Source organism: Arthrobacter rhizophilus (assembly GCF_026241105.1).
In the GTDB taxonomy this organism is placed as follows: Bacteria; Actinomycetota; Actinomycetes; order Actinomycetales; family Micrococcaceae; genus Arthrobacter.
The window spans coordinates 163,431-187,428 of sequence record NZ_JAPFFT010000003.1; the positions used below are offsets into that span (position 1 = coordinate 163,431).

At 62.6% G+C, this 23,998-nt stretch carries 29 protein-coding genes and 1 pseudogene; 9 read left to right on the plus strand and 21 right to left on the minus strand.

Annotation, left to right across the window (positions count from 1 at the left end; translation table 11 throughout):
* Positions 1–21 precede the first annotated feature (21 nt).
* The 8 genes from proC to OOZ51_RS04880 all read right to left on the minus strand — a co-directional run bounded on the left by proC (position 22) and on the right by OOZ51_RS04880 (position 10,336).
* Positions 22–852: a pyrroline-5-carboxylate reductase gene (gene proC / locus OOZ51_RS04845; RefSeq protein ID WP_265977987.1), complete on the minus strand. Its 831-nt coding sequence runs from the start codon at positions 850–852 to the stop codon at positions 22–24.
* A 364-nt stretch (positions 853–1,216) separates the two neighbouring features.
* Positions 1,217–2,053, minus strand: coding sequence for a sugar phosphate isomerase/epimerase family protein (locus OOZ51_RS04850; protein WP_265977989.1), 837 nt, complete (start codon positions 2,051–2,053; stop codon positions 1,217–1,219).
* Between the two features lies 1 nt (position 2,054).
* Positions 2,055–3,119, minus strand: coding sequence for a Ppx/GppA phosphatase family protein (locus OOZ51_RS04855; protein ID WP_265977991.1), 1,065 nt, complete (start codon positions 3,117–3,119; stop codon positions 2,055–2,057).
* A gap of 71 nt (positions 3,120–3,190) precedes the next feature.
* Complete coding sequence (locus tag OOZ51_RS04860) at positions 3,191–3,688, minus strand: SseB family protein (protein WP_265977993.1); 498 nt, start codon at positions 3,686–3,688, stop codon at positions 3,191–3,193.
* Between the two features lie 135 nt (positions 3,689–3,823).
* Positions 3,824–4,885: a hypothetical protein gene (locus tag OOZ51_RS04865; protein ID WP_265977995.1), complete on the minus strand. Its 1,062-nt coding sequence runs from the start codon at positions 4,883–4,885 to the stop codon at positions 3,824–3,826.
* A 138-nt stretch (positions 4,886–5,023) separates the two neighbouring features.
* Entirely contained in the window at positions 5,024–7,747 is a 2,724-nt protein-coding gene (gene topA, locus OOZ51_RS04870; RefSeq protein ID WP_265977997.1) for a type I DNA topoisomerase, read from the minus strand.
* A 231-nt stretch (positions 7,748–7,978) separates the two neighbouring features.
* Entirely contained in the window at positions 7,979–8,620 is a 642-nt protein-coding gene (locus OOZ51_RS04875) for an ArsR/SmtB family transcription factor (RefSeq protein WP_265977998.1), read from the minus strand.
* 9 nt (positions 8,621–8,629) lie between these two features.
* A complete protein-coding gene (locus OOZ51_RS04880; RefSeq protein WP_265977999.1) occupies positions 8,630–10,336 on the minus strand; it encodes a DUF7059 domain-containing protein in 1,707 nt (568 codons plus the stop codon).
* Between the two features lie 95 nt (positions 10,337–10,431).
* Here OOZ51_RS04880 and OOZ51_RS04885 point away from each other — a divergent pair, with 95 nt between their 5' ends.
* Together OOZ51_RS04885 and OOZ51_RS04890 are read left to right on the plus strand one after the other, a co-directional pair.
* A complete protein-coding gene (locus OOZ51_RS04885; protein WP_265978000.1) occupies positions 10,432–10,869 on the plus strand; it encodes a DUF6023 family protein in 438 nt (145 codons plus the stop codon).
* A 58-nt stretch (positions 10,870–10,927) separates the two neighbouring features.
* On the plus strand, positions 10,928–11,464 hold the full coding sequence (locus OOZ51_RS04890) for a DUF6023 family protein (protein WP_265978002.1): 537 nt from the start codon (positions 10,928–10,930) through the stop codon (positions 11,462–11,464).
* A gap of 50 nt (positions 11,465–11,514) precedes the next feature.
* Here OOZ51_RS04890 and trhO read toward each other — a convergent pair whose 3' ends face one another.
* Positions 11,515–12,408 (minus strand): oxygen-dependent tRNA uridine(34) hydroxylase TrhO, encoded by an 894-nt coding sequence (trhO, locus tag OOZ51_RS04895; protein WP_265978004.1) that lies wholly within the window; start codon positions 12,406–12,408, stop codon positions 11,515–11,517.
* Between the two features lie 125 nt (positions 12,409–12,533).
* On the opposite strand from trhO, the gene OOZ51_RS04900 reads away from it, so the two are divergent.
* A complete protein-coding gene (locus OOZ51_RS04900; RefSeq protein ID WP_265978005.1) occupies positions 12,534–13,229 on the plus strand; it encodes a GNAT family N-acetyltransferase in 696 nt (231 codons plus the stop codon).
* A gap of 95 nt (positions 13,230–13,324) precedes the next feature.
* On the plus strand, positions 13,325–15,649 hold the full coding sequence (locus OOZ51_RS04905) for a DEAD/DEAH box helicase (RefSeq protein WP_416346345.1): 2,325 nt from the start codon (positions 13,325–13,327) through the stop codon (positions 15,647–15,649).
* A gap of 73 nt (positions 15,650–15,722) precedes the next feature.
* Here OOZ51_RS04905 and OOZ51_RS04910 read toward each other — a convergent pair whose 3' ends face one another.
* From OOZ51_RS04910 to OOZ51_RS04925, 3 genes and pseudogenes are all read right to left on the minus strand, one after another.
* Positions 15,723–16,100: an Rv3654c family TadE-like protein gene (locus OOZ51_RS04910; RefSeq protein WP_265978008.1), complete on the minus strand. Its 378-nt coding sequence runs from the start codon at positions 16,098–16,100 to the stop codon at positions 15,723–15,725.
* Between the two features lie 104 nt (positions 16,101–16,204).
* A complete protein-coding gene (locus tag OOZ51_RS22395) occupies positions 16,205–16,846 on the minus strand; it encodes a TadE family type IV pilus minor pilin (protein WP_323054674.1) in 642 nt (213 codons plus the stop codon).
* A pseudogene (locus OOZ51_RS04925) lies at positions 16,843–16,971 on the minus strand (DUF4244 domain-containing protein); the annotation flags it as partial. The gene OOZ51_RS22395 and the pseudogene OOZ51_RS04925, both read right to left, overlap by 4 nt.
* Before the next feature lie 129 nt (positions 16,972–17,100).
* On the opposite strand from OOZ51_RS04925, the gene OOZ51_RS04930 reads away from it, so the two are divergent.
* Positions 17,101–17,364 carry a hypothetical protein gene (locus OOZ51_RS04930; protein ID WP_265978010.1) on the plus strand — a complete coding sequence of 88 codons (264 nt, stop codon included), beginning with the start codon at positions 17,101–17,103 and terminating at the stop codon, positions 17,362–17,364.
* Here the strand turns inward: OOZ51_RS04930 and OOZ51_RS04935 are convergent.
* Positions 17,355–18,035 (minus strand): recombinase family protein, encoded by a 681-nt coding sequence (locus tag OOZ51_RS04935; protein WP_265978011.1) that lies wholly within the window; start codon positions 18,033–18,035, stop codon positions 17,355–17,357. The two genes, OOZ51_RS04930 and OOZ51_RS04935, sit on opposite strands and share 10 nt — an antisense overlap.
* A gap of 112 nt (positions 18,036–18,147) precedes the next feature.
* On the opposite strand from OOZ51_RS04935, the gene OOZ51_RS04940 reads away from it, so the two are divergent.
* The 4 genes from OOZ51_RS04940 (at position 18,148) to OOZ51_RS04955 (ending at position 20,073) form a co-directional block, all read left to right on the plus strand.
* Positions 18,148–18,324, plus strand: coding sequence for a hypothetical protein (locus tag OOZ51_RS04940; RefSeq protein WP_265978012.1), 177 nt, complete (start codon positions 18,148–18,150; stop codon positions 18,322–18,324).
* 107 nt (positions 18,325–18,431) lie between these two features.
* Complete coding sequence (locus tag OOZ51_RS04945) at positions 18,432–18,824, plus strand: hypothetical protein (RefSeq protein ID WP_265978014.1); 393 nt, start codon at positions 18,432–18,434, stop codon at positions 18,822–18,824.
* A 99-nt stretch (positions 18,825–18,923) separates the two neighbouring features.
* Positions 18,924–19,319: a hypothetical protein gene (locus tag OOZ51_RS04950; protein ID WP_265978016.1), complete on the plus strand. Its 396-nt coding sequence runs from the start codon at positions 18,924–18,926 to the stop codon at positions 19,317–19,319.
* A 217-nt stretch (positions 19,320–19,536) separates the two neighbouring features.
* The gene (locus OOZ51_RS04955; protein WP_265978018.1) at positions 19,537–20,073 is read left to right on the plus strand and encodes a DUF2510 domain-containing protein; all 537 of its coding nucleotides are present in this window, start codon (positions 19,537–19,539) and stop codon (positions 20,071–20,073) included.
* Between the two features lie 130 nt (positions 20,074–20,203).
* Here the strand turns inward: OOZ51_RS04955 and OOZ51_RS04960 are convergent, their stop codons facing one another.
* Genes OOZ51_RS04960 through OOZ51_RS04990 form a run of 8 tightly spaced genes read right to left on the minus strand, consistent with a single transcriptional unit; the run spans position 20,204 to position 23,599 of the window.
* On the minus strand, positions 20,204–20,419 hold the full coding sequence (locus OOZ51_RS04960; protein ID WP_265978020.1) for a hypothetical protein: 216 nt from the start codon (positions 20,417–20,419) through the stop codon (positions 20,204–20,206).
* A complete protein-coding gene (locus OOZ51_RS04965; RefSeq protein ID WP_265978021.1) occupies positions 20,416–20,679 on the minus strand; it encodes a hypothetical protein in 264 nt (87 codons plus the stop codon). The genes OOZ51_RS04960 and OOZ51_RS04965 overlap by 4 nt, the downstream gene beginning before the upstream one ends.
* Before the next feature lie 15 nt (positions 20,680–20,694).
* Complete coding sequence (locus tag OOZ51_RS04970; RefSeq protein WP_265978022.1) at positions 20,695–21,618, minus strand: hypothetical protein; 924 nt, start codon at positions 21,616–21,618, stop codon at positions 20,695–20,697.
* Positions 21,612–21,956 (minus strand): hypothetical protein, encoded by a 345-nt coding sequence (locus OOZ51_RS04975; protein ID WP_265978023.1) that lies wholly within the window; start codon positions 21,954–21,956, stop codon positions 21,612–21,614. The genes OOZ51_RS04970 and OOZ51_RS04975 overlap by 7 nt, the downstream gene beginning before the upstream one ends.
* The gene (locus tag OOZ51_RS04980; RefSeq protein ID WP_265978025.1) at positions 21,956–22,720 is read right to left on the minus strand and encodes a hypothetical protein; all 765 of its coding nucleotides are present in this window, start codon (positions 22,718–22,720) and stop codon (positions 21,956–21,958) included. The genes OOZ51_RS04975 and OOZ51_RS04980 overlap by 1 nt, the downstream gene beginning before the upstream one ends.
* Entirely contained in the window at positions 22,717–23,100 is a 384-nt protein-coding gene (locus OOZ51_RS04985) for a hypothetical protein (protein ID WP_265978026.1), read from the minus strand. Before OOZ51_RS04985 ends, OOZ51_RS04980 begins: the two co-directional genes overlap by 4 nt.
* A complete protein-coding gene (locus tag OOZ51_RS22600) occupies positions 23,097–23,354 on the minus strand; it encodes an FDXHR family putative zinc-binding protein (protein WP_489667150.1) in 258 nt (85 codons plus the stop codon). The genes OOZ51_RS04985 and OOZ51_RS22600 overlap by 4 nt, the downstream gene beginning before the upstream one ends.
* Entirely contained in the window at positions 23,351–23,599 is a 249-nt protein-coding gene (locus OOZ51_RS04990; RefSeq protein ID WP_265978027.1) for a hypothetical protein, read from the minus strand. Before OOZ51_RS04990 ends, OOZ51_RS22600 begins: the two co-directional genes overlap by 4 nt.
* Positions 23,600–23,998 lie beyond the last annotated feature (399 nt).

The window sequence follows — 23,998 nt, forward strand, 5'->3', positions numbered from 1 at the left end:
GTGCTTCTTTGAGGGAGAAGGCTAGGCGAGTTGCTGCGTGATTTCTGCGGCGCGGGCAGCGGCTGCACGGGCACCGTCGGCGATGATGGCGGGTATGCCGCCTTCGTTGAAGGCGGCGATGGCGCGCTCCGTGGTGCCGTTGGGGCTGGTCACCGCGATGCGCAGGGCGGTCGGATCTGCGCCCGGCTCGGCAAGCATGAAGCCGGCGCCTGCCACGGTCTCCCTGGAAATCATGAGGGAAAGCTCGGGATCCAAGCCAAGTTCGACGCCCGCAGCGGCCATGGCCTCGGCAAGGTAGAACGCGTACGCGGGCCCGGAGCCGCTGATGGCAGACAGGGCATCCACCTGTTCCTCGGGGATTTCCACCACGGTTCCTGCAGTGGCGAGGATGTCCTTGGCCTGCTGAAGCTGTTCGGGAGTGCAGTTGGTTCCGGGAGAAACTGAGACCACCCCGCGGCCGAGCTTGGCGGGTGTGTTGGGCATGGTGCGGATGACCGGCTGGCCCGCCGGCAACGCTGCTTCGAGCTGGGCGATGGACACGGCAGCGGCAACACTGATCACAATGGTGTTCTTGGCCAGCGCGGGCGAGATCTCGCGGGCAAGATCAGCAATGCCCGCGGGCTTGACACCCAGGATGACAACCGACGCGCCTTTGGTGGCCAGCTTGTTGTTGTCTGGTTCCTCTGCTCCGGCGATGGTCATGACATGGTGGCGCTCGGCCAGTTCGGCGGCGCGTTCTGCGCGGCGTACGGTGGCGACGACGTCCGACGGATCCGTTCCGGCGGCCAGCAAGCCACCCAGAATGGCCTCGTTCATGGACCCACAGCCAAGGAATGCGATTCGGATGCTCATGGCTCCATGATGCCAGTTCAGCTGCGCCGCTGCAGATCCAATTGCAGGGTTGTCCAGAGGCGCCCAGGATTCCCAGCTAGTTCCCAAGCTTATTGCAGGCTGCACCCAATATCGCTCCGTAACTTAGTAGTTACCTCATTGAGGGTGCGAGTGATGAGGCGGGCATGGGGATGTCCGCCACAAGCACCGGTGGTCGAACGGGTTTCCCCCCATTTTCCCGTGTCGACCGCCGGTGCTTTCTCGTTTAAGCCGCGTGATCGGGTCACGTACCAAGCGCGACGCGGGGCGACCCCGTGCATGCGCGACGGCGGGGCAGAGCAACTCAGCCGCCCGGCGTCGTCGTGCGGCTAAATCTCAACAGCCCTTAGATCTCGAAGGCTCCCACGAGTGGCGCTCCCAAATGCTGGCGCGCAAAGCGCAGTGTTTCAGCGAGCCACTCCTCGCGCTCTCCGGCAGCTTTTGCCTTGCGCGTGGAGATCTCGGCGACCACTGTGCCCTCGAATCCGTTGGATGCCAGGTGCTGCAGCACCTCGGCGCACTGTTGGGTCCCGTACCCGGGGATCAGGTGCTCGTCCTTGCCCGAACCGGAACCGTCGGTGAGGTGGACGTGGCGCAACTTGCTCCCGAGCGCCCGCACGGCCTCAAGACTGTTGGCCCCAGCAGTGGCGGCGTGCGAGAAGTCCCATGTGACGTCGTCGTAATCTTGGCCCATCGGGTCCCAGTGCGGAAGGTAAGCAAGCGCTTCCCGGCCGCGCACGCGCCACGGATACATGTTCTCCACCGCGATGTGCACTTGGTACATCGCAGCGATCTCGCGCACACCGGCGGCGAAGTTCTCGGCGTAGTTCGACTGCCAGCGGAACGGCGGGTGAACCACCACCGTGTTGCAGCCGACCTCCCGCGCCATTTGGCAGGACATCTCGATCTTGTTCCACGCCGGACCCCAGACCTGTTGGGTCAGCAGCAAGGTGGGTGCATGGATGGAGACGATCTGCTGGTCGTAACGATGGCTGAGCTGGATCAGGGCATCCGGGTTCTGGCTGGTGGCGTTATTGGTCACCATCACCTCCACGCCGTCGTACCCCAGGTCCTGGGCCACCGCAAACGCGTCATGGACGCTGAGTGGATAGACAGAAGCGCTGGAAAGCGCCACCGGGATCCTCGGCGTGTCTTCTTCGGAGTGCTCGACGTCGGTGCTCATGTCAGTTGGCCTGCCTGCCAGCGGTTGGGATGGGAAAGGACGCTGCCGCGGGCGCGGCCGTTCGGGTGTTGGCGCCCATACGGGGCACCGGTACCGCACCGCCGAGCCCGACGTGCGGGGCCGGGGCCAGCGGGCCGTCGAAGATCAGCTGGTCGAGTCGGCGCAAGATCAAGCCTTCGCGCAATGCCCACGGACAGATCTCCATGCTTGGAAACTCGAACATTTCCAAGGCCGCCTCTGCTACGAGGGCTCCGGCAAGGATCTGCCCGGCCCGCGCATCCGAGACCCCCGGGAGATAGAGCCGGTCTTCGACAGTCATGGCCGAGATGCGCTGCGTCCAGAGTCCCAAGTCCGTGGCATGGAGTTCGCGTTTGACGTAGGGACCGGCGCCGCTGGGGGCGGCGCCTGCGATGCGTGCAAGCGAACGGAAGGTCTTGGAGGTCCCGGCCACCAGGTTGGCCCGGCCGAGTTGCTTGAACTCACGCACCACGGGTTTGAGTGTTTGGCGGATGTACTTGCGCAGTTCCTTGACGCTCTTGGCCGTCGGCGGGTCATTGTGGAGCCAGTCGCGGGTCAAGCGGCTGGCACCCAGGGGGACGGAGACCGCGAGCTCGGGCAGCTCGTCCTGGCCGAATGCCATTTCGAAAGAGCCGCCGCCGATGTCCAGGTCAAGGATGGGACCGGCGCCCCAGCCATACCAGCGTCGAACCGCGAAAAAGGTCATGGAGGCCTCTTCGCTACCGGTCAGTTCCTGCAGCGTCACGGTGGTCTCGTGCTTCACCCTGGCCAGGACTTCGGGACCGTTGGTGGCTTCCCGGATAGCCGACGTACAAAAGGCAAGGAGATCCTCGGCCTTGTGGCGGGCTGCGAACTCCCACGCCTCAAGGACGAACTCGATCAACTCGTGTTGTCCGGCGTCGTTGATGTTACCTTCGGCGTCCAGGAACTGGACCAGCGAAAGGGGTCGCTTATGGGAGGCAAACGCGACCGGGCGTGCGCCCGGGTGCGCGTCCACCAAAAGCAAATGGACGGTGTTGGAACCGATGTCTAGGACGCCAAGACGCATTCTGCCATTATTCCCCGATTCGAAGCGAGTGAAGCAAGTGCGACTGCCGATTCGTGTTGGCGGCTAGTCAATTATTCCTGGGGCCCGGCGTTTGTGGCGCCATCGGCAGGACTGGTGGCTGCGTGTGGAGCCGCGTGTGGAGCCGCGTCGGCACCTTCGTCGGCGCGGGTGAAGTCCCTGCGGACGTTGGCGATGCCCTCCGGGCCCATCTCGAAGCCGTGCTCGCTGCCGGGGTTGATCACGAGGCCAAGTTCGTCACCGATGCTGTCCAGAATCGCAGCGCCATGGGTACCAAGGACGTTGGGCGCGGACTCCAGGAACTGCGACTCCACCCGGCTAGGGTGGCTGAAGACAGCAAGGACGGGCTGGCCCTCGGAGTTGGCGAGGACAAGTGGCTCCACGGCTGCGTCAGGCTTTTCCAAGGAGTCGGTGCTCAGGATGTAGACCTCGTTGTTCAGGAAGGCCAGGATGACGTCCACCGGGTTCGCGTCAGGTTGCCCGGCTTTTGCGAGCTTGGACTCAAGGTCGTTCAAAGGCAGGGATTCCGGGGCGGCGGGCTGATCTGTCATGGTTCCACTCGATCATGGTTCCCATGCCGGACGCAATTCCTTAACCATCCAACCGCAGTCCGTCCGCCGCCGAGATCGTGGGTCTGGGCCGGGGGCTGCGTTCCGGAACGTAGTCCTCGGCCCCCACCCACGATCTCAGCCTCGAAGGAGCCTGAGTAGACGTACCTTGAGGCCACGTTCGTCGAAGAGGTCTTTCCAATCGATGCGCAGGATCCGCCAGCCCTGCTCAGTCAGCAGCTTCTCCCTTTGCCGTTCTTCGAAGATCACTTGCGCAGTTGGCATGTAGTCGAAGTATTTTGCCTTGCCGTCGAACTCCAAAGCGGCTCCAAGATGCGGCCAGGCGAAGTCGAACCTGTTGGCGCCCCGAGTCGTCTGGACCCGAAACTGGAGTACTGGCTCCGGGAATCCCAGTTTGGCGATCGCATCCCTGGTGAGAGTCTCCCCCGGGGACTCGGACAATGGGTTCGAGAATGCCAAGGCCCTGCGGAAGGCAGCGACTCCACGCACACCGGCCAGCCCTGCGCATTCCGATTCCAGCCATTCATGGCCGCAGCCACGTCGCAGAGCGTGGTCGAGGAGTATCAATGCCTGCCGATAGTTCAACACCAGCGCGGAGTCCACAACAGTGCGATCAAGCGTTGTCACCGGCAGTCCGTCAATCTCAATCCGCTGACCGGGCAGGATGAGGCCTGAATGAGCTCTGACGTCGGCGGCGTGGGATCCCCTTGCTGCGTGGTATGGAATGGTGACGTGGATCAGTTGATCCACCTTCCACAGGTACAAGCGATGCAGGCGTGCGGCGGAGGTGTGGCTGAACGTCAATCCGTCTGCGGAGGCCGGGAGAGTTCGTCGACTATATGCGGCCAACTGGGCTCTTTCGCGACCGTCGTCCGCGAGTCCATTCCAGAAGCTGCCACGGACCATGACTCCCGTCCGGGCCCTAACCAGGGAGCCGGAGCGGAGGTGCTCATTGATGCATCGCTTGCTCAGTCCTTGGGACAGCAATTCCTCTGTCCGCCACATGTTTCCGTGCAGGGGAAGCAAGGGCGCTCCCGAGCTTGTGGGCGCTGAAACTGCCGTGCTTATCGGGCCCGCGTGCGCTGAACCTGCTGCGGTTTTCGCCGGTTCCACGTAATCCCAAAGTTCCGCGAGCGGGTCCACCGGGATACGAGAGTCGATGTTTCCGTAACTGTTCATTGCACCAGCTTCTTCGAACGCTGGAGATCCCGGAAGCAGCCAATCTAGCTATGTGCAAAACCCCGTTACGTGGGTGTGGGCCGGGTGCTGCGTTCAAGAACGCAGCACCCGGCCCACCCACGATTTCGGCAACTGCTACTACTTCGCCGCAGCCTTCTTCGCCGGCGCTTTGCGGGCCGTGGTGGTCCGCTTGACCGGGCCCTTGGCGCGTTTCTCGGCGAGCAGCTCGATTGCCTGCTCCCGGGTCAGCTCTTCCAAGGACGTAGCGCGGGGGACCGTGATGTTGGTGACGCCGTCGGTGATGTAGGGGCCGAAACGTCCTTCCTTCACCACGATGTTCTTCTCCGAGACCGGGTCCGGACCGAACTCGGCCAGCGGTGGGACGGCTGAGCGTGCACCACGCTGTTTCGGCTGGGAGTATATCTCCAGTGCCTGTTCCAGGGTGATGGTGAAGATCTCTTCCTCGGATCCGATCGAGCGCGAGTCCGTGCCCTTCTTCAGGTAAGGCCCAAAGCGGCCGTTCTGCACGGTGATGGGGTTGCCTTCGGCGTCCGCGCCGAGGACGCGGGGCAGGCTCATGAGCTGCATTGCTTCGTCGAGCGTGATCGAGTCAACAGACATGGACGTGAACAGCGAACCTGTGCGCGGCTTGGCCTTGACGGGCTTCTTTGGCGGCTTGGGTTTGCCGTTCTTGTAATACTCCACCGGCTGGTTTGCCAGTTGTTCTTCCGTCATTTCCGGAATGATTTCGGTGACATAGGCGCCGTAGCGGCCGTTCTTCGCAACCACGGTGTGCCCGGTGTGCGGGTCCGCCCCGAGGACGCGTTCCTCGGGGGCTGCCGTTTCCATGAGCTCCACTGCCTTGGCCGCAGTGAGTTCGTCCGGTGCGAGGTCCTCGGGGACGTTAGCACGCGCCGACTCCACGACCTCGCCGGTCTTGGGGTCGATAGTGGGGATCGAGCTCTCCAGGTACGGGCCGAACTTGCCGACGCGCAGGGTGATGCCTTCGGCAATCGGCACGGAGTTGATCTCGCGGGCATCGATTTCGCCGAGGTTGTTGACGATGCTCAGCAGTCCGGGATCGGCGTCTTCACCGTAGTAGAAGTGCTTGAGCCAAGCGGCACCGACGGCCTGGCCGTTGGCGATCTTGTCCAGGTCGCCTTCCATGTCCGCCGTGAATTCGTAGTCCACGTAGTCAGTGAAATGCTGCTCCAACAAGCGGATTACAGAGAAGGCGATCCAGCTGGGAACCAGCGCGGAGCCCTGCTTCCGGACATAGCCGCGGTCCTGGATGGTGGAGATGGTGGAGGCGTAGGTGGACGGACGGCCGATGCCACGCTTTTCAAGCTCCGCCGTCAGCGACGCTTCCGTGTACCGCGGCGGCGGGGACGTCTCGTGGCCCACGGCGACGATCTCCGAAGCCGTTAGGGAATCGTCCTTGGCCACGTTGGGCAGGCGGCGGGCTTCATCGGACTCGTCGTCGCCGCGGCTCTCGTCCTTGCCTTCTTCGTAGGCCGCGAGGAAGCCCGGGAAGGTGATGACAGTACCGGAGGCCGAGAATTCGGCGTCGCGCCCATCGGCAGCCACCGCGCCGAGGCGGATGGTGGCCGTGGAGCCCTTGGCGTCGCCCATCTGTGAGGCGATGGTGCGCTTCCAGATGAGTTCGTAGAGGCGGAAGGCGTCGCCGGTCAAATGGCTTGCCACCTGCGCCGGGGTGCGGAAGGAGTCACCCGCCGGGCGGATGGCTTCGTGGGCTTCCTGCGCGTTGGCGGCCTTGTTGGCGTAGACGCGGGGAGACTGCGGCACATACTCGGGACCGTACAGCTCAGCGGCCTGGCGGCGGGCGGCCGTGAGCGCTTCGTCGCTCAATGCGGAGGAGTCCGTACGCATATAAGTGATGTAGCCGTTTTCATACAGGCGCTGGGCGATCTGCATGGTGCTCTTGGAGGTGAAGCGCAGCTTGCGGCCGGCTTCCTGCTGAAGTGTCGACGTCGTGAACGGTGCAGCGGGACGGCGCGTGTACGGTTTGGTGTCCACCGAGCGGACGCGGAAATCCGCGGTCTCCAGTCCGGCCGCCAACGACGTCGCGAGTTCCTCGTTGAGGTGCACGGCGTTCGAAGAGGTGAGGACGCCGTCGTCGTTAAAGTCGCGGCCGCTGGCCACCTTAGCGCCGTCCACGGCAGCAAGCTTCGCTTTGAAGGACGCGGAACCGGTTCCGAACTGGCCGGTCAGGTCCCAGTAGGACGCGGATTTGAAGGCCATGCGTTCGCGTTCGCGATCCACCACCATGCGGGTCACGACGGACTGCACCCGGCCGGCCGACAGGCCCCGGGCGACCTTTCGCCAGAGCACGGGGGAGATTTCGTAGCCGTACAAGCGGTCCAGGATGCGGCGCGTTTCCTGGGCATCCACCAAAGCGCTGTCGACGTCGCGCAGGTTGTCCATGGCGCGGTGGATGGCTTCCTTGGTAATTTCACCGAAGGTCATGCGGTAGACGGGAACCTTTGGTTTCAGGACCTCCAAGAGGTGCCACGCGATGGCCTCGCCCTCGCGGTCCCCATCGGTTGCGAGGTAGAGCGCGTCAGCGTCTTTCAGCTGGGCCTTGAGTTCGGCGACTTTTTTCTTCTTATCCGGCGACACCACGTAATACGGCTTGAAGTCGTTTTCGATGTCGACGGCGAACTTGCCCACCGAGGTCTTCTTCAGTTCTGCAGGGAGGTCCGACGGCTGCGGGAGGTCGCGGATGTGGCCGATCGAGGCCTCGACAATGAAGCCTTCGCCCAGGTACTTGGCGATGGTCTTGCTCTTGGCCGGGGACTCCACGATCACGAGTTTCTTGCCGGTTTTTGCCTTGCTGGGCACGGTTCTCCTACAGAAAAATGAATTGCTTGGGCTCGTGCCCATATTGGCCTAGTTCACCATATTTTGCAGAATCGTGCGTTTCCACGTGGATAACTGCTGTGGAGGAACAGTGCGTTGGGCCCACGCCGCCAGGGTTCCCTGGCCGCGCTTGCGAGGCTAGGGTGGCGGTGGGTGGGCCCACGCCGGCGAGGGCCCCGACCTGAGCTTGCGAAGGTTGGGAGCCGGTGGGGACTAGCTTGCGGGGGGCGTCCGGTCGTCCGGAATCATTGACCACATCGTAGCGATTCGCACCGCGCCTTCGGGGATCTGCGTGGGATTTTCGAGCTCATATGACCTGATGAGGTCATGGAATTTGGCCTTGAGCTCCGTCCGCTGATCCGAAGTCAAGTACAGCAGATCGCTGGACAAGAGCATGGCGGCGGCCTCGTTCGCTGACTCGCCGCGCTTTCGCCGCTCACCGCGGGCCCGGGTGAAGGCGGTGGCCCGACGCCGGAACGCGTCCAGTTCGAGTTCGACGACCGCGATCTCCGGGCTCGGTGCGTTGCCGCCCGATTTGATGGTGAAGTCCGAACCGGCGGCCTTCCACCGGCGTTCGCGTGCATCGCCTTCGTTGTCCGCAGCAGTCACGATGCCCCATTTTTGGAGGGCCCGCAGGTGGTAACTCATGGCGCTGGGCGTGAGCCCTGTCAGTGCGGCGAGTTCCGTTGCCGTGCGGCTCAGCTGGGTTGAATAGAGCTCCGAGATGACCTCAAGCCGGGCGGCATGGGCGAGCGCCCGGATGGCTTTGGGGTCGGTGATCTCCACCGTTTTCCCGGGCCGTTTCCGGCGTTTCGGGGATGCCAGCCCGTTGGATACCCCGTTGTCTTCATTCACCGGAACAGTTTATCCGGCAGCGTCGCCCTGATTGTCCGAAGCCACGGGCAGCAAAAAACCGTCGCGGACCAGGTTTGCGACGTCGGAGAGCAATCCGGAGCGGAAAGCATCGTCGTCGAAGTCGTCCCCTCCCCCCAGCAGCGCCGACAAGGCGCCGATCAGCTGGCGGACGGACAGTTCGCCGTCGCACGCAGAAACGAAGCCGGCCAGCTCGGTGCTCAACAGGTTCGTCCGACGCAGCCCCGCGCCCTGGCGCAACAAGATGACTCCGGGGTGTTCGGCGCCCGGCCGCTGGTGGCGTTCCTCGGTCACGTCCTCGGCCACCACCAGGTGGGCGTCGGCGAGCTCGTGGGAGTCCAGCCAGTCGGCGCGTTCGATCGCGGCGGCAAGATGCGGACCAATCGGCTGCTCGATGGGATACGTGATTTCCTCGAAACGGGCGGCCACCGCCCCGGGACGCGCGATACCCGCCCGCACGGGCCGCCGCAGCCAGATCATCCCGAAACCGATGGCCTCCACATTCCGGGAGGCGAAATCATCGAGGTAGGCGGCGTAGGCCTCGCGGTAGAGCTCACGGTCGCGGCCTTCGGAAGCGTCCTGTAACCAGGTCTCCGCGTAGAGCTCCGGGCTCACCTGTTCCCGCTGGATGAACCACGCTTCCGTGACGGAACCGGCCAGCCACGAGGCGGGCCGATCGCTCCATCCAGTGCCAGCGGGGATCTCCCAGTTGCCGAGCATCTGCGCCGTCCCACCGGGTGCGAGGACGTCCGGCAACGTGCGGACGAGGTTGGCGACGATGTCGTCGCCGGGCAGCCCGCCGTCGCGGTACGTGAACTGATCCGACGCGTGCTCGCCGGCACTGCGTGGCGTAATGACGAAAGGCGGATTGGACACCACCAGATCGAACGTCTCACCCGCCACGGGCTCCAAAAGGGATCCCAGCCGCAAGCTCACGCGCCGCTCAAGATCAGCCGGATCAACGTGCAACGCCTCGGCGTTGAGCATCAGGTTGAAACGCGTGAAGGCGAGGGCCCGCTCGGAGATGTCCGTGGCCGTGACGTGCTCGCTGTGGTGCAGCAGGTGGAAGGTCTGGATTCCGCAGCCCGTGCCGAGGTCCAGGGCGCGCTTCGAGTGCCGTCGGATAGTGGTCTGCACAAGCGTGGTGGACGCCTGACCGATGCCTAGCACGTGGTCATGCCGGAGCACGCCGGGTTGCTGATGGGCCGCGAGATCGCTGGCAACCCACAGCTCGGCACCGCCGCTGCCGTCTTCATTGGAATCCCAACCATAGGGCCGCAAATCCACCTTGGCGGCGACAGCACCGGCGTCGTTCTTCACCACCAACCCAAGCTCCAGCAGGCCCGAGGAGCGGACGCACGGCAGGGCGGCGTCGATGTCGTCTGCAGTTTGGGGGACGGCCAGGAGCCACAAGCGGACGACGACGGCGAGCGCGGCTTTTGTGCCGCCGGTCACCGGTTCTCCGGTGCGGGCAGTCGGTTCGGTGACGATCAGTGCGGGAATGAGCTGATCCCGGGCGAGGGCAGCGTGGGCCGACGCCCCGAGGAGTTCTGCCACTCCGTCCACTGTGTAGCCCACGCTCCGCAGGTCGCCGGCGAGCGCTGTGAGCAGTTCTGCGAGGTCGCTGCGGGGAGCGTTGGGAGTGTTGGGAGTGTTCGGGGTGGTCCCGAAGATGGTGGGCGTTGCGGGATCAGTCACCGTGCAAGTCTATTGGGGCTGGCGGGTGGGCACCCGCCGTCTCGGAGCGGGCCTTCGCGTCCCGGGGCAGGCGGCCGAGCGGGTAGCGTTGAATCATGGCATTTCACTCCTCCAGCCGGCGGCACGCAGCACTCCTTGCTATCGGCGCCGGCACTCTGGCAATGACGGCGTGCGTCCCTGCAGGGTCCATCACCGACGCCAACATCCCTTCGTGGAAGGCAACGACCATTCCCTCCGCGGCCGGGATCGTCCTGGAGGATTCAGGACGAATCCTGAACCGCGAACCGTTGGTCAAGAGCGTAGCCAACGTGGCTGCAGGCACGTACACCTTGACGGTGGCCTGCGATGGCGGTGGCAAGGCATTCTTCGCCGTTTCCGTGTCCGGCAAGCAGCTCACCGAGGCAGGAGCGGCGTGTAATGGCAGCCGCGAAACATCCCGGATCAAGGTTCCCTCGTCCGGTCCATTGAGCATCAGCACAAGCAGCGTCGATGCGCCGTTGATCTACGCGTACCAACTGGTTCCGGGTTCCTGACGCCCTCTTGTTCCTACGGCGGCGTTCCTACGGTGGCGGCCCGGCGTAGAGTCGGACTATGGGGTGGGTACACGCCCTGAACGTACCGGAGACACGGGTGGCGATTCCCGCCGTCGTGCTTTGTGGTGTGCTCGCGTGCGGCACGCTGGCCTCGTGTGAATACACCTACGACGACGGTCGCGCGCCGGTGAGCGGTCCGCCGTCTGCAGTCTTCACGGATCCCGTGCTGCCCCGCGATCCGGCATTGAGCCAGACCGTCACTGGCGATGCATTGAAAGCCTGGGCGCGGGACGTACTTCCGGACGCGAACGGGCAATCCTTCTATAACAGCTACGGACTGTTGTCACGTGGAGAATCCCGCGCTGAAGAAACAACCCAACTTCCCGGCGGTTCTTATGCCGTGACACTCGCGTGCCGCGGCGCCCGCAGCACCGAATTCACTGTGCGAAACGGGAGTGACGTCCTCATCGAGCTGATGCTGCAGTGCGGCACCACGCGGGTCAACGTCCTGCAACTCGAGAAAGATGCCGTCCTGGGTATTACGGTGACAGCCAATGCCCCGGCGAACTTCGCATACCGCGTGAGCCGCATCTAGGCGACCCAGGCGACAGAGAGCCAGGCGACCGGGACCTAGGCGACCGGGACCTAGGCCGGGCAGCCTTCCGGGCAGCGCAACGTTTCCGGGCTTGAGGCACATTCGGCGCAATACAGGGTGAGGTTGCGGCAGCTGAGGTTGGAGCAATTCTCAAACTTGTTGGTGGGCGCTTGGCAGCGGACGCACTGGCCGATGGTCTTGGCATCCTCGCTGAATTCCACGTGCATGCGCTTGTCGAAGACGTAAAGGGAGCCTTCCCACAGGCCTTGGTCCTTGAAGGTTTCGCCGTAGCGGACTATGCCGCCGTCGAGTTGGTAGACCTCTTTGAACCCGCGGTTCACCATGAGGCTGGAAAGGACTTCGCAGCGGATCCCGCCGGTGCAGTATGTGACCACGGGTTGGTCCTTGAGCTCGTCGTACTTCCCGGAGTCGAGTTCCTTGATGAAGTCGTGGGTGGTGGCGACATCGGGAACGATTGCGTCCTTAAACTTGCCGATCTGGGCTTCGAAGGCGTTGCGTCCATCGAAGAACTTCACTTCCTGCCCGGCTGCCTTCTTTTGCTCCAGCAATGCGTGGAGCTCTTCCGGCTGGAGGTGAGTGCCGCCGCCAACTACGCCGTTCTGGTCCACTTTCAGTTCTCCGGGAGCACCGAAGGACACGATCTCATCGCGTACCTTGACGCTGAGCCGGGGAAAGTCGGCAGCGCCGCCTTCGAACCATTTGAAGTCGATACCGTGGAAGCCCTTGTACTCCTTGGTGGTCTTCACATACTGCTTGACGTTGTTCAGCTCCCCGCCGACTGTGGCGTTGATGCCGTCCCGGGAAATAAGGATGCGGCCGGTAAGGCCGAGCTTTTCGCACAGGGCACGCTGCCACAGCCGCACCGCGTCCGGGTCTGCAATCGGGGTAAAGCCATAGAAGAGCACGATTCTGTTTAAAGCCACGTATTTAAGGGTACTTGGTGGCCCCAAACTCCTGTGTTGAGCAGCTGTCCGCCTTCCCAAAGTGTTAACTGAGCTGTTACTGGCCGCCCCTGTTGATTCCCAGACTGCTGGCATAGTCTCTCTACATGAGTCACGACGCCTTGGTTGAAGACATCGCTGATCTGCTGGAAGTCTGGGTTGCTGGCTGGTCAGGTTCCCGGGGTTACGAGACGCGGAAGGAAGGCCGGTTCCCGGCGGCACTGCGTGCCGACAAGTCCGGCGACTGGGAGTACTTTGCGCACGACCCCTCGGATGCCGAGTTTGCCGAACTTGCTGCCAAGACCGCCCAAGCGGACACCCGCATCCTGACCATACTTACGAACGACGTCGCCCGCTATGACCAGCTGGCGCGGGAGCACGGGCTGAACATCACTTCCGATTCCCAGACCATGATGATCGTGGACATGGAAACGCAGGATGCCGAAGACCCGTGGCTCTCCGATGACGATCTCAAACTCACGACCTCCGAAAGCAAGGGCGTGCACTACGCCGTGGTCCACGCCGGCGAGAAGGTGGCAGCCAGCGGCCAGGTATTCGTGGTCAAGCAGACGGCCGTGTTCGACAAGATCGTCACCGAACCCAACTACCAACGCCGAGGACTGGGCAGCTTCATCATGAAAGCCCTCGCCGCACAGGCATTTGAGCACGACGTCGAAAGCGGACTCCTCCTGGCTTCGCTGGACGGACAGCACCTCTATTCACACCTGGGCTGGAAGAACGTGAGCCAAGTACTCATGATGTCTACCAAGCGGGTCGACGAGACTGATCTATCTGTGGCGTAGCGTCCCTTCGGCGGCCGGAGCGGGTCCGCAGCGGCGTCAGCAACGGTCGGTTTCCGGCGCGATGACAGAATGCTTAAGTGAACGCAACTGAATCTATGATCTCCCTGCTGGGCAGGAGCCCGGACCCGGAGCAGTTGCGACATGTCCGAACCATTCCTGCACGCCAAGCAATCCATGAGGCATGGCCGGGCTGGGCCCATCCGGATATCGTTGCCGCCTACGGAACCTTGGGCATCCACGAACCGTACCGGCACCAAATCGAAGCGGCCGAACTCGCCCACTCGGGCCAGCACGTCGTCATTGCCACGGGCACCGCGTCCGGGAAGTCCCTTGCCTATCAGTTGCCTGCCCTCGATGCGATCCACCGTTCCGAGTTACGGGTGCTATCCGAACCGGGCAAGATCCACGACGACGGTGCGGTCACCCTTTATCTTTCCCCCACCAAAGCCCTCGCCGCCGACCAACTGGCAGCGATCCGCTCCCTCAAGCTCCCCACGGTCCGGGCCGAAACGTACGACGGCGATACCGACCAGTCACAGCGCCGCTGGATCCGCGACCACGCCAACTTCATCCTCGCCAACCCCGACATGTTGCACTTTGGGATCCTGCCGAACCACACGTGGTGGGCCCGCTTCTTCCGCCGGCTGCGGTACGTCATCGTGGATGAGGCCCACAGCTACCGCGGAGTGTTCGGGTCACACGTCGCCAACCTCATGCGAAGGCTCCGCCGAATCTGCGCGTACTACGGTGCCGGCAACTCCTTTCCTGAGCCTGTGTTCATTGCCGCGTCCGCGACGGCCTCGGACCCCGGGACGTCCTTTGCCCGGCTCATCGGGACTCCCGTGCGCGAAGTTTCCGAGGACTGTTCGCCACACGGCTCCACCACAGTGGCTTTTTGGGAACCTGCCCTGACCGATCTGAAGGGCGAAAACGGAGCAAAAGCCCGCAGGACTGCCGTGGCCGAGACCGCAGACTTGCTGGCCAACCTGGTGTCCTCCCGCGTCCGGACCATCGCCTTCATCAAATCCAGGCGTGGGGCGGAGACAATTTCATCCATCGCCAAGCGCCTCCTCGACGAAGTAGACCCCAGCTTGCCCCAGCGGGTTGCCGCGTATCGCTCTGGCTATCTCCCCGAGGAGAGACGCGCCTTGGAGAAGGCCCTGCGCTCGGGCGAACTGCTAGGAGTCTCCAGCACGTCAGCGTTGGAGTTGGGAATCGACATTTCCGGACTGGACGCGGTACTGGTAGCAGGCTGGCCCGGGACAAGGGCCTCCCTGTTCCAACAAATCGGACGAGCAGGCCGCGCGGGCCAAGACGCCATCGCCGCATTCGTGGCCAGCGACGATCCGCTGGACACCTACCTCGTCAACCATCCGGAGGCAATCTTTGATGTGTCGGTCGAAGCCACCGTCTTCGACCCCGGGAACCCCTACGTACTCGGTCCCCACCTGTGCGCGGCGGCCGCCGAGCTCCCAATCGGAGTGGCTGAACTTGGCCTGTTTGGACCAACGTCCGAACCGCTGCTGAATCAGCTGGTGGAGCAGGGGTACCTGAGGAAACGGCCCGCCGGCTGGTTCTGGACCCACCCGGAGAGCGCCGCGGCCATGGTGAACCTGCGCGCAGACGGCGGCGGCCCCGTGAGCATCGTGGATTCCGAGACTGGCTCTCTGTTGGGCACCATGGATTCGCCGCAAACGCACTACCAGGCCCACACCGGTGCCATCTATGTGCATCAGGGTGAAAGTTACCTAGTTGAGGAACTGAACGAAGAAGACCATTGCGTGATGGTTCGGCGAGCCAACCCGGACTACTACACGACAGCCCGGGACGTGACACAGATCGAAGTCCTGCAGACTCTCCGAACCATGGAATGGGGCGACATCGCAGTTCACTTCGGGGAAGTGAAAGTGACAACACAGGTAGTTTCCTTCCAACGTAAGGCATTGATTTCCAATGAAGTTTTAGGGGAAGAGCCGCTGGAACTCGGGGCCAGGGACCTCTTCACCAAGGCAGTTTGGTTTGTGGTCCACAACCGCTCGCTGACAGGTGCGGGCCTTATCGAAGCACAGTTCCCGGGTGCGCTCCACGCTGCTGAGCATGCAGCGATCGGGCTTCTCCCTTTGGTGGCTTCAAGTGACCGCTGGGACATCGGCGGTGTCTCGACGGCGCTTCACGCCGATACAGGGGTTCCCACGATCTTTGTCTACGACGGCCATCCAGGCGGTGCCGGATTTGCCGAGCGTGGCTTCGAGAAAGCCAAAGTGTGGTTGACGGCCACAAGAGATGCCATCAAGGCATGTGAGTGTGAGAACGGGTGCCCTTCCTGTGTCCAGTCCCCCAAGTGTGGCAACAAGAACAACCCCCTGGACAAGGATGCCGCGGTCACCTTGATCGACGTGCTCCTGCGGGACGCTGTCTAGGGGCGGCGGTCACCCTGATCGACGTGCTCCTGCGGGACGCTGTCCAAGAGCAGCTGGCCAGGGCAGCAGCCGCCTAGGGCGGCGGACCAGCCCTTGAACGGCCGGTTGCCGTCCCGAAAACCGCGCCACGAACCAACTCCGTGCGGACGTCCACGATCTCACCATGCCTGAGAATGCAGGCCGACAACGACGCTCCGTGCCTCGCAGCGGCCTCGCTGGCGACGACGCAAGGATCTCCTGCTGTCAGTCCACGGGCAGCGTCCGCTCCGGCGAGTGCGGCAAGGTCGGCGGCGGTGGCGGCGCGTTGCGCCATCGCCGCGGCCTGGGCCAACATGAGTGCTCCTGACATGCAGATCATGACGACAAGTCCCAAGGCAAGTGCCAGGACGGTGCCGGAGCCGCGTTCCCCTTTACTACGGATCGCATTGGCACGGGCGGTATCTGCCCTCACGCCACGTTCCGCATTGCTAGGGCCCACGTTGGCGCAGGCAACCCCAGCACGCACGCCACACTCCCTATGACCGCGGCCCTCATTGGCGCAGGCGATGTCTGCCCTCACGCCGCTACCCCTTCCTCAAGGCGTTGGAGTCCCAGCCTCGCCACCGGCGCCGCGACTGGCGCGCCACCCTTGAAATCAACAACCCTGTCCCCGACATAGGGGAAGAGCGAAGTGGCCGCTGATGTCCGAGGCGTCTCTCCCTTGGCCGAAGCCGCGGCTGAAAGCGTCCATGGGGTGAGGGATCCGAGCGGGCCAGCCACCGGGGCGGAGACCGTGACCTTGATCCATTCGCCGTCGTCCGAAACAACAGCCATGGCGGCATCCCCTGCCAATCTCCGGACGATCCCTTCCACGGCCGAATTTCCATCACCGCGGGCCAGAGCCCGGGCACAGGCCCTCGCTGCTTCTTCCAAACGCAGCTGGGTAATTCCGGCCGCGGATCCGGCGAGAAGTAAGGCCAAAAGTAACAAGACAGCCGGGAGTGCCACTGCGAACTCCGCAGCGACGGCACCTTGATCTCTCTCGGGGAGAGCGAGGCTCCGACGGCCCTTCCCCGAGCCATGAAGTTTTTCCTCCGAAGAAGACCGTCTGGAAGAACGCCGCCGCGCGATGATGCTGTGCCTCCAGCGCCTGGCAGCCCGTGCCCACGGGCGTGCAGAATTCTCAGCACAACGCTTGGATCCCTGCCTCTTCGTCATGGCAGGGCGAGTGCGCTGCGAATGAGGTTGAGGAGGAAACCGCGCACTTCCTCGCTGCGAAGGATGACCACCAAGAGTCCGGCGAAGCCCACCGCGGCAAGCGTGGCGATGGCATATGCCGATGTTGGTTCAAGTTAGCCGGTTCCGATGATCACGATTTGGTTTCGGTCCGCGTCAGCCGGGGTAGGGGGTGCTAATCTCCGAGAACTACCGGCCCCGTCTCGGCCGGGCTTGAATATTCGTATGGGGGAATGATGTCCGAAGAGCTTCTACGGTTCACCGCCGAATCGATCGAACAGGCCAGGAAATCACAGTCCAAATACGCATGGATCATGCTCGCCGCCATCGTCTGCCTGATCGTCGGCTTCACCGGCGCGCAATCTATGGCTTTCGCTGGCGTCGTCCTGGTGATTATCGCGGGCGTCGGTTGGTCTCGATGGGCCACTAAGATCCAGCAGCGGACGCGGGAATATCTCGAAGCCAAGGCCGCCGGGGAAGCCACCAGCAATCAAACCTGACGGGGAAGCCCAAGCTGCGCCGCCGCGGCACTCCCCAGCACTTGCTTCACTGTGGAGGCGTACCATTTGCCGCCCGCAGCAGTCGGCACAGCGCCGTCATTGAGGCTCCGGGCGATCCCAGCCAGTGACGCGCCGCCTTGGCGCTCTGAGACGATCTGACGGACGGTAGCCTCAGGCAGTGCGCTTCGGCGCCCCATGTGCTTGCCCGTGGTGGCCTTGATCTCCGCCATGCCAGCGCGGGTACGCTCCGAGATCTTCTTGGCCTCCATTTCCGCGAAAGCGCATGTCACCTGAGCCATGGCCGCGCCGGTGATAGTGGAGGTATCAATGCCGAGGTCTAGGCAGATGAGCGCCCACCGCTGCCGGTTCGCCGTTTCCAGCATGCCGGCAAAGTCGCTGACCGACCGTGAAAGCCGGTCAAGCTTCGACACTGCCAGAGCTTCATAGGTGCCAGCCTTGAGGTCTGCAAGTGCTGAGGCGAGCACGGGCCGATTCTTCAAGCTTGTGGCCGACGCTGCCTCTTCCCGGCGGATGGTGAGCTCCCAGCCGTTCCGCTTGGCTTCAGCCTCCAGCGCTGCGCGCTGTACTTCCGGCCCGATGTCCTGCTTGTTGGTGCTTACGCGGAGATACCCGATCACCTTGAGTGGCTGCTGTGGCTGGCTGCTGTTCATAGTTCAAATATACATGAAGGGTTCCCATTGTGTATATGGGGAAACTGATCTAGTCTTTCAATGTCAGCAGATAACGACGCGGAAGGGCTCGCCAGTCATGGAGCTTCAAAACATGAAAGACATGTTCGCCGGTAAGCGCGTCCAGTTCATCGGGCCGATGGGCAACACGGACGGGCCGACCGGGAAAGTCTGGCGAGTCACCACCCGCGGCATCTGGGTCACCTTTGCGGACGGGCACCGGGAGCTATTGCACCCTGAAGACCTGCAAATTGTCGTACCCGCGGACTAGCGTCCACAACGCCCGAGTTCACAACAACAAAGCACCGAGCATTCAAGGTCTGCGCTCGGTTGCTCCCCACCACAACCAAACCAACTAGTCCCGCAGGGGGAAATATCATGAGCACCACGACAATCAGCACGATCACAGCTACTCCGCCGTCACTTGCAGACTATGGAGTGCGCCATGGAGCGGCGGCATGCCTTGCCGCGGACATCAGGGAACGCACCGGCTCGACTGATGATCTGCCTAGAGAGAACTCCCGATCCCTTGGCGCGGATGACATTTACGGTGAATCCACGGCGAGTATCGCTGACGTGATCCACGAAGGCGAGCACATCGGTTTTGCCGTCCAGATCCCGTACGAGGGCCTCGAGTGGATCGGGCTTGAATATGACGGTCCGGCCGACGATAGCGTCTTTGAGATGGTCGGCTCTCGAGAGCAGATCGAAGCCGCAGCGGCGTACCTGGCGAATGCTGCCGCAGCCCTCCAAGCATTTCTGAGGGCGTGACCAGCAAGGGCTGCTGCCCGGCAGGTCCGTTGAATGATATCGTCCGAAGAAATCCGGCTTTTCGGCCGAGGTTTCCAGTATTCATTTCAGGGGGAACGAATGAATAGAATCGCTTTTGCCCTAATAGGAACCGCCGTAGCGACTCTCGCCCTGACGGGTTGCGGATCGAGCATCCAGAAAGACGCTTCTTATAGTGATGTCCTGGGGCTAAGGGACGCGTACGTCGCAACGGGCGCGGTCGCAGATCCAAAGTGTGACAGCAAGGTCACCGAGGATGGGAAAGCCCAATGGGGCTGGCAGACGGTGAATTGCGGAATGAATACCGTGCTTCTCGTCGCCGATTCCCAGTCCGGCCTAGATCAACAGGTGACTACCAGTGTCAAGTACGCGGCTTCGAGGGAGTCTATTTTGGTCGGAGCGAATTGGATGATTAGGGGGCCAGAATTTGAGGTCAAGGCCGTTCAAGCGAAGCTCGGCGGACAGTTGAAGAACTGAAGCCTCAGTTCCGTGCGATTGACCGAGGCCCATCTGGGCCACGATCCTCTCGGATTCCGAGGCCGCTCGACCAGTGCCACAGAGCACACGCCGCAGGACGCGCCGCCCCACAATGTGAAAACGACACCGAGGCTCAGGAGTCCCGCCGAATCGTTCGAGAACTTACGATCAACCTTGAGCCGCTGGAGGCTCATGCAGAGACTATGGGGGGAATTTCATGAGCAATCTCGCAGGCTGGTATCGAGACCCGTCCAACGCGAACCAAGCGCGCTACTGGGACGGCAAAGACTGGACGGGCCAGACGCATCCGTTTGATCCACAAGGCGTCGGCAGGGCTTCCCGGATCCCACCCACACCGCCCATGGCGCCTCAAGCAACAAAGGCGCCGGAGAAGTCGAAGGCTACCGGCAAGCAAACGGCAATAGGCTGCGGAGTGGTCTTGGTGCTTGCGTTGATCTTTGGCAGTGTTATGTCCAGTTGCATGGCGAATGCTGGCAAGCAAGACCCCGCAAACCTGGGCGACGGCGCATACGCAAAAGTCGCCTGCCGCGGAATGGTTCAGGACAAACTGAAGGCACCGTCGACAGCCGACTTCAGCAACGAGAGCGTCTCTGGTTCAGGGACTAGCTGGACCGTCACCGGCTCGGTCGATGCTCAGAATAGTTTCGGGGCCAAGATCCGCTCAAGCTACACGTGCTCTATCACTTACAGCCCATCCGATCATCAGTGGAGCGGACCCGTCAGCGTCGGTTAGAAGACCCGCATGGGTCCGATGGTCACGCATTACCTCATGCGATCGCCATGATTTGCTCGACCCAACGAAAACAAGCCCTGCCCCGTGGTTGCTAGTCACAGGGCAGGGCTCTTTTGTGTTCCGGGGTGGGTCAGTTTGTCGCTGGTGTCCGCGGTCGCTGGCGTGGTGTTCCCGCCTTGTATCCAGCCAGGAGCACCTCGATGTCATGGCGGAGACGCGCATCCGTATCACTGGAAGTGTCAGCAGGGAGCGCTTCGAGCAACGCCTCGAGCTGGGCCATGACCTCGGCCACGTTCGCCTTGGTCAGTGGCGCCATGGCCGCTTGAATTCCCTGCATCTCACTCATTGTCCTCCACCTCCGCCCCCGGAGGAATCAGGGAAATAAATGCCGTGGGACTCGAGCCACTGCCTCTCCGCGTCCAGCACATTCTCAAAGAACGTGGCGATTTCGGGCGTCATGCCCTCCGGTGTCGATTTGATCATGTCGAGCTGATTCTGAATCTGCCCCATGAGTTCGTAGTGATGGGCCAGAAGTGCGCCCTGGAAGAGTTCGGACTGTTCGTTCATTGGAAGGATGCCTTCAAGGTCTTCTGGATAAGTGCTCATGCTGCGTGTCTCCTGTTACTGGGGTTGGATGGTGTAGGTCAGCGGTGTGGGCTGCGGGGATGGAGCCATGGACGACGGAACATTCGCCGCGACAGGACCCGCTGCCGGAGGTGTGAAGCCCGGGACCAAGGTGGCCATGGCTTTGTTGAGTGCTTGGATTTGCGCGTCTTGGTGTTTGACGACGTTCAGCAGTTGGACTGAGAGCAGGTCATAGCGGACTGAGTCGATGTTCCCTTCGAACCAGGAGATGAGCTCGGGGCAGTGTTCGGCTACCTGTTCGGCGATGAGGCCGTAATTGTCAGGCCCGCCGCTGATCTTGTCGTACAGCACGGGTGTCAGTGCGAGGACGCTGGCGGGGTTGGTGTGGTGGCTCCGGACGTTTTCCTTGTACCGGATGCTTGAGACGTTGCGGCCGAAGTGGAAGCCGCCGTCATTGCCTACCCAGACGGCGTATTGGGTTGTGCCGGCAACGTTGTTTGTCCACCCGTACTGTGAGCCGTCCGACTGTGGCACGGTCCCGGACGTGATGTCAGCGCCTACGTGCGTGTGGGCGGACGGCGGGAATGTGGCGGGCTTCCCTGACACTGTTGCCCATGTCGTGGTCTGCGCGCCGAGCTGGACCCACGTTCCCGAGACAAGAACCTCAGCGCCGTACGTGCCCGCTGCCGTGTGCGTGAGGAGGCCGTAGCGGGCAATTTCGTTGCCGCTTGCGTCGTAGTTGACGAGGGCGCCGTCTGAGGTCTCGAGGCGTGCCACTTCAACACCGGAAGGACTGAAGATATGCAACCCGTCCTTGTTTGTGACCAGACCCTTGCCACCATCCTGCCCGGTGGAGGCATTCAAGAGCATTGGCTGGGTGGAAAGGTCGCGGAGTCTGGTCTCGATGGACTGGAGCTTTTGGCTGAGGTCGTAGCTCATGCCGAGGATGGCGTTTACCATGTGGTGGATTCCTTTGAAAGTGAATTGAGTGTCTGGGTGTTCTCGAGGGGGTGGTGAATACAAGTGGGCTCGTGGGCTGTCTCGGTGACCGTCACAAAGAAGTCAGCGGAGACGATGCGAACCACGGGGATGCAGCGGTCGCATTGGCTGGGCCATACGCGCCCCGCTACGGCCACTGCTGGGGCTTGGCGCGGCCGTTCCTGGCCTTTGGCGGGAGAGATGGCACTCTGTGCGGCATGGCTCATTGCGAGCGACTCAGCGGCATCCAAGGGCTCGATTGCGCTTTTCCGCCCGGATGGCTTCTGTTCCATGGGGTGGCGCTGACTGGTGTGCGTCATCACTTCGCCCCCCGCCTCAGGCAGTCGAGGCATTCGCGGATGCCCTGCCCTTGGTTGTAATCCGTGACCCTGCCACCACAAAGCGGGGATGTGCACTTACCCGGATCCACACCAACCGCCACAGCTTCCCCAGCGAGCCAAGCTTGATCCTGTGCGGACTGAGCGGGAGAAGAAACATCACTCGAAGCAAAGGAAAGAGCTTCTCTATCAAGAGCTTCTTTACTGCTCCGCTCCGCTCCGTTCAGTTCCGCTCCGTTCCGTTCCGGGTCACGCGTCGTGTCACGCGTTACGTCACGCGTCGTGTCACGCGTTGTGTTGGGGCCTGATGCCCTGGGCTTTCGGGCTTTCCCGTCGGTGGCAGCGAGTGGGATACCTCGCTCCTGCAAGACTGCCTCGATAGCTTCACCCGACAGGCCTTGAGCCTCGAGTACCTTGGTTTCCCGGTGCCGCCGCTGCCTGTTGGCTTCAACCTGCCGCTTGCCGCGGAGGTAGTCGGCCGTTGGCTGCTCGGCCATGTGGTGGATGATCTGCAGCTTGCCATCTGCCCGCCGCTGCCACAGGCCCTTATCGACGAGTTCCTGTGCCGCTTCCCCAGCGTTGGGGGACTCGGCAAACCGTCGAATCTCCCGCTCGGCAAACAGCCCGTCATTCTCCCGGTCCGTGGCAAATGCCAGTCCCTCGACATGAGTCCTGAATGCAGCGTCGGACAGATCGAGGTTGCCAACCTCGACTGTGAACTCTTCGCCAAGCTTCAGCCAGGTCATGGGCTCACCTGGGCAACGCCGCGCCACTCACGGATTGCTGAGATACCGCCGCGGGCTGCCTGGTGAAGGTGTACGCCCGTCTGCTCGATGACGCCGCGCTTGCGCATGGCCGCGAAAATACTGCCCCAACGGACGGCCTTATCGGGTTCCTCGATGCCGTGGCGCCGCAACGAGTCCACGGTGAATACCTGCCCCGTTGCCGCGAGTTCATGAATGAGGCGCTCGCAGTCCGCACGCCAATCTTCAGGCGCAAAGGCGTAGGCGGCTTGTACGCCATCCGGAAGCCCCTGTAAGCTGGATCCTGCGTCGAGCTTGAGAAGCTTTTCGATTGAGTCTCCGTCAGTTACACCGCTGGCGGGGACTTCTTTTATTGTGCTCACGCGGCGCCCCGCAATCGAGCGACAGCGGCCGCGCTCATGGGTTCGCCGATGTGCCAGCGTCCGGCGCTGTCGAGGTGCCATTCCCCGCCGTCAGCAGTCGGCACAGAGCAGCTAACGCGGTGGTCTGCGCGTATCAGGTGCTGATCGAACGCAGCGAGCCCGTAGAACGTCTCACAGCACGCGGCACAATGGCCGGTACGGTCCCCGGATGCGAAGCGCTTGCCGCACTTGGGGTGGATCACCAGCCCGCTCATGCTGCATCACGCTCAGCGCAATTGGTGCCGCTAGTGAGGCTCGGCAGTAACAGCCGAGCGAGTTCCTTGAGCTGTGCTGGCGTAGGTTTTGGCGCGGCCGCAACCACGGCGTCAATGTGTGCGGCGAGTTTGGAGACTTCGAGATCGCGCTTGCGATCAGGGACTTGCTCAGGGTGCCAGCGCTTAGCAATGGCATTGGCTCCGCGAGCGCTGAACACGGTTGGAATTACGGTTGGCATAGGCATGCAGCCAGACCCCTTTCAAGGGCACTGACCGACGCGCTCAACCATCAGTACGTATTGGGGATTCTGACTGCCCGCTGATTGCGGGGGGCTTGGTGGCCACCGTCAGCCCACGTAGAGCTGTGTTTACTACGGGTACAACGTAGCTTATGTATGCGGCGAAAGTCGAATCTCGTAGATATTCCTGCGATCAGGTAGATCAAACTCGTCATCCTGAAGCACTAGCTGGCCCCTTTTGCTGGCGCGGGCCTTGTCGATCTGGGGCAAGAGGTCGGCCGGATCGGGAAGACTTCCGGAATCCAGGCAAGGTCTGCGCCTCCCTTTCGGCCCCATCCCAATCTTGGGCGCAGTCCAATACGCGTACCGGGCGAGTTGTTCTGTCGATTCCCACTGCATACTTCC

Coding starts and splice junctions, on each gene's coding strand:
- proC (WP_265977987.1), bottom strand. CDS start 852: ATGAGCATCCGAATCGCATTCCTTGGCTGTGGGTCCATGAACGAGGCC.
- OOZ51_RS04850 (WP_265977989.1), bottom strand. CDS start 2,053: ATGAGCACCGACGTCGAGCACTCCGAAGAAGACACGCCGAGGATCCCG.
- OOZ51_RS04855 (WP_265977991.1), bottom strand. CDS start 3,119: ATGCGTCTTGGCGTCCTAGACATCGGTTCCAACACCGTCCATTTGCTT.
- OOZ51_RS04860 (WP_265977993.1), bottom strand. CDS start 3,688: ATGACAGATCAGCCCGCCGCCCCGGAATCCCTGCCTTTGAACGACCTT.
- OOZ51_RS04865 (WP_265977995.1), bottom strand. CDS start 4,885: ATGAACAGTTACGGAAACATCGACTCTCGTATCCCGGTGGACCCGCTC.
- OOZ51_RS04885 (WP_265978000.1), top strand. CDS start 10,432: ATGGCATTTCACTCCTCCAGCCGGCGGCACGCAGCACTCCTTGCTATC.
- OOZ51_RS04890 (WP_265978002.1), top strand. CDS start 10,928: ATGGGGTGGGTACACGCCCTGAACGTACCGGAGACACGGGTGGCGATT.
- OOZ51_RS04900 (WP_265978005.1), top strand. CDS start 12,534: ATGAGTCACGACGCCTTGGTTGAAGACATCGCTGATCTGCTGGAAGTC.
- OOZ51_RS04905 (WP_416346345.1), top strand. CDS start 13,325: ATGATCTCCCTGCTGGGCAGGAGCCCGGACCCGGAGCAGTTGCGACAT.
- OOZ51_RS22395 (WP_323054674.1), bottom strand. CDS start 16,846: ATGACGAAGAGGCAGGGATCCAAGCGTTGTGCTGAGAATTCTGCACGC.
- OOZ51_RS04930 (WP_265978010.1), top strand. CDS start 17,101: ATGTCCGAAGAGCTTCTACGGTTCACCGCCGAATCGATCGAACAGGCC.
- OOZ51_RS04935 (WP_265978011.1), bottom strand. CDS start 18,035: ATGAACAGCAGCCAGCCACAGCAGCCACTCAAGGTGATCGGGTATCTC.
- OOZ51_RS04940 (WP_265978012.1), top strand. CDS start 18,148: ATGAAAGACATGTTCGCCGGTAAGCGCGTCCAGTTCATCGGGCCGATG.
- OOZ51_RS04945 (WP_265978014.1), top strand. CDS start 18,432: ATGAGCACCACGACAATCAGCACGATCACAGCTACTCCGCCGTCACTT.
- OOZ51_RS04950 (WP_265978016.1), top strand. CDS start 18,924: ATGAATAGAATCGCTTTTGCCCTAATAGGAACCGCCGTAGCGACTCTC.
- OOZ51_RS04955 (WP_265978018.1), top strand. CDS start 19,537: ATGAGCAATCTCGCAGGCTGGTATCGAGACCCGTCCAACGCGAACCAA.
- OOZ51_RS04960 (WP_265978020.1), bottom strand. CDS start 20,419: ATGAGTGAGATGCAGGGAATTCAAGCGGCCATGGCGCCACTGACCAAG.
- OOZ51_RS04965 (WP_265978021.1), bottom strand. CDS start 20,679: ATGAGCACTTATCCAGAAGACCTTGAAGGCATCCTTCCAATGAACGAA.
- OOZ51_RS04970 (WP_265978022.1), bottom strand. CDS start 21,618: ATGGTAAACGCCATCCTCGGCATGAGCTACGACCTCAGCCAAAAGCTC.
- OOZ51_RS04975 (WP_265978023.1), bottom strand. CDS start 21,956: ATGACGCACACCAGTCAGCGCCACCCCATGGAACAGAAGCCATCCGGG.
- OOZ51_RS04980 (WP_265978025.1), bottom strand. CDS start 22,720: ATGACCTGGCTGAAGCTTGGCGAAGAGTTCACAGTCGAGGTTGGCAAC.
- OOZ51_RS22600 (WP_489667150.1), bottom strand. CDS start 23,354: ATGAGCGGGCTGGTGATCCACCCCAAGTGCGGCAAGCGCTTCGCATCC.
- OOZ51_RS04990 (WP_265978027.1), bottom strand. CDS start 23,599: ATGCCTATGCCAACCGTAATTCCAACCGTGTTCAGCGCTCGCGGAGCC.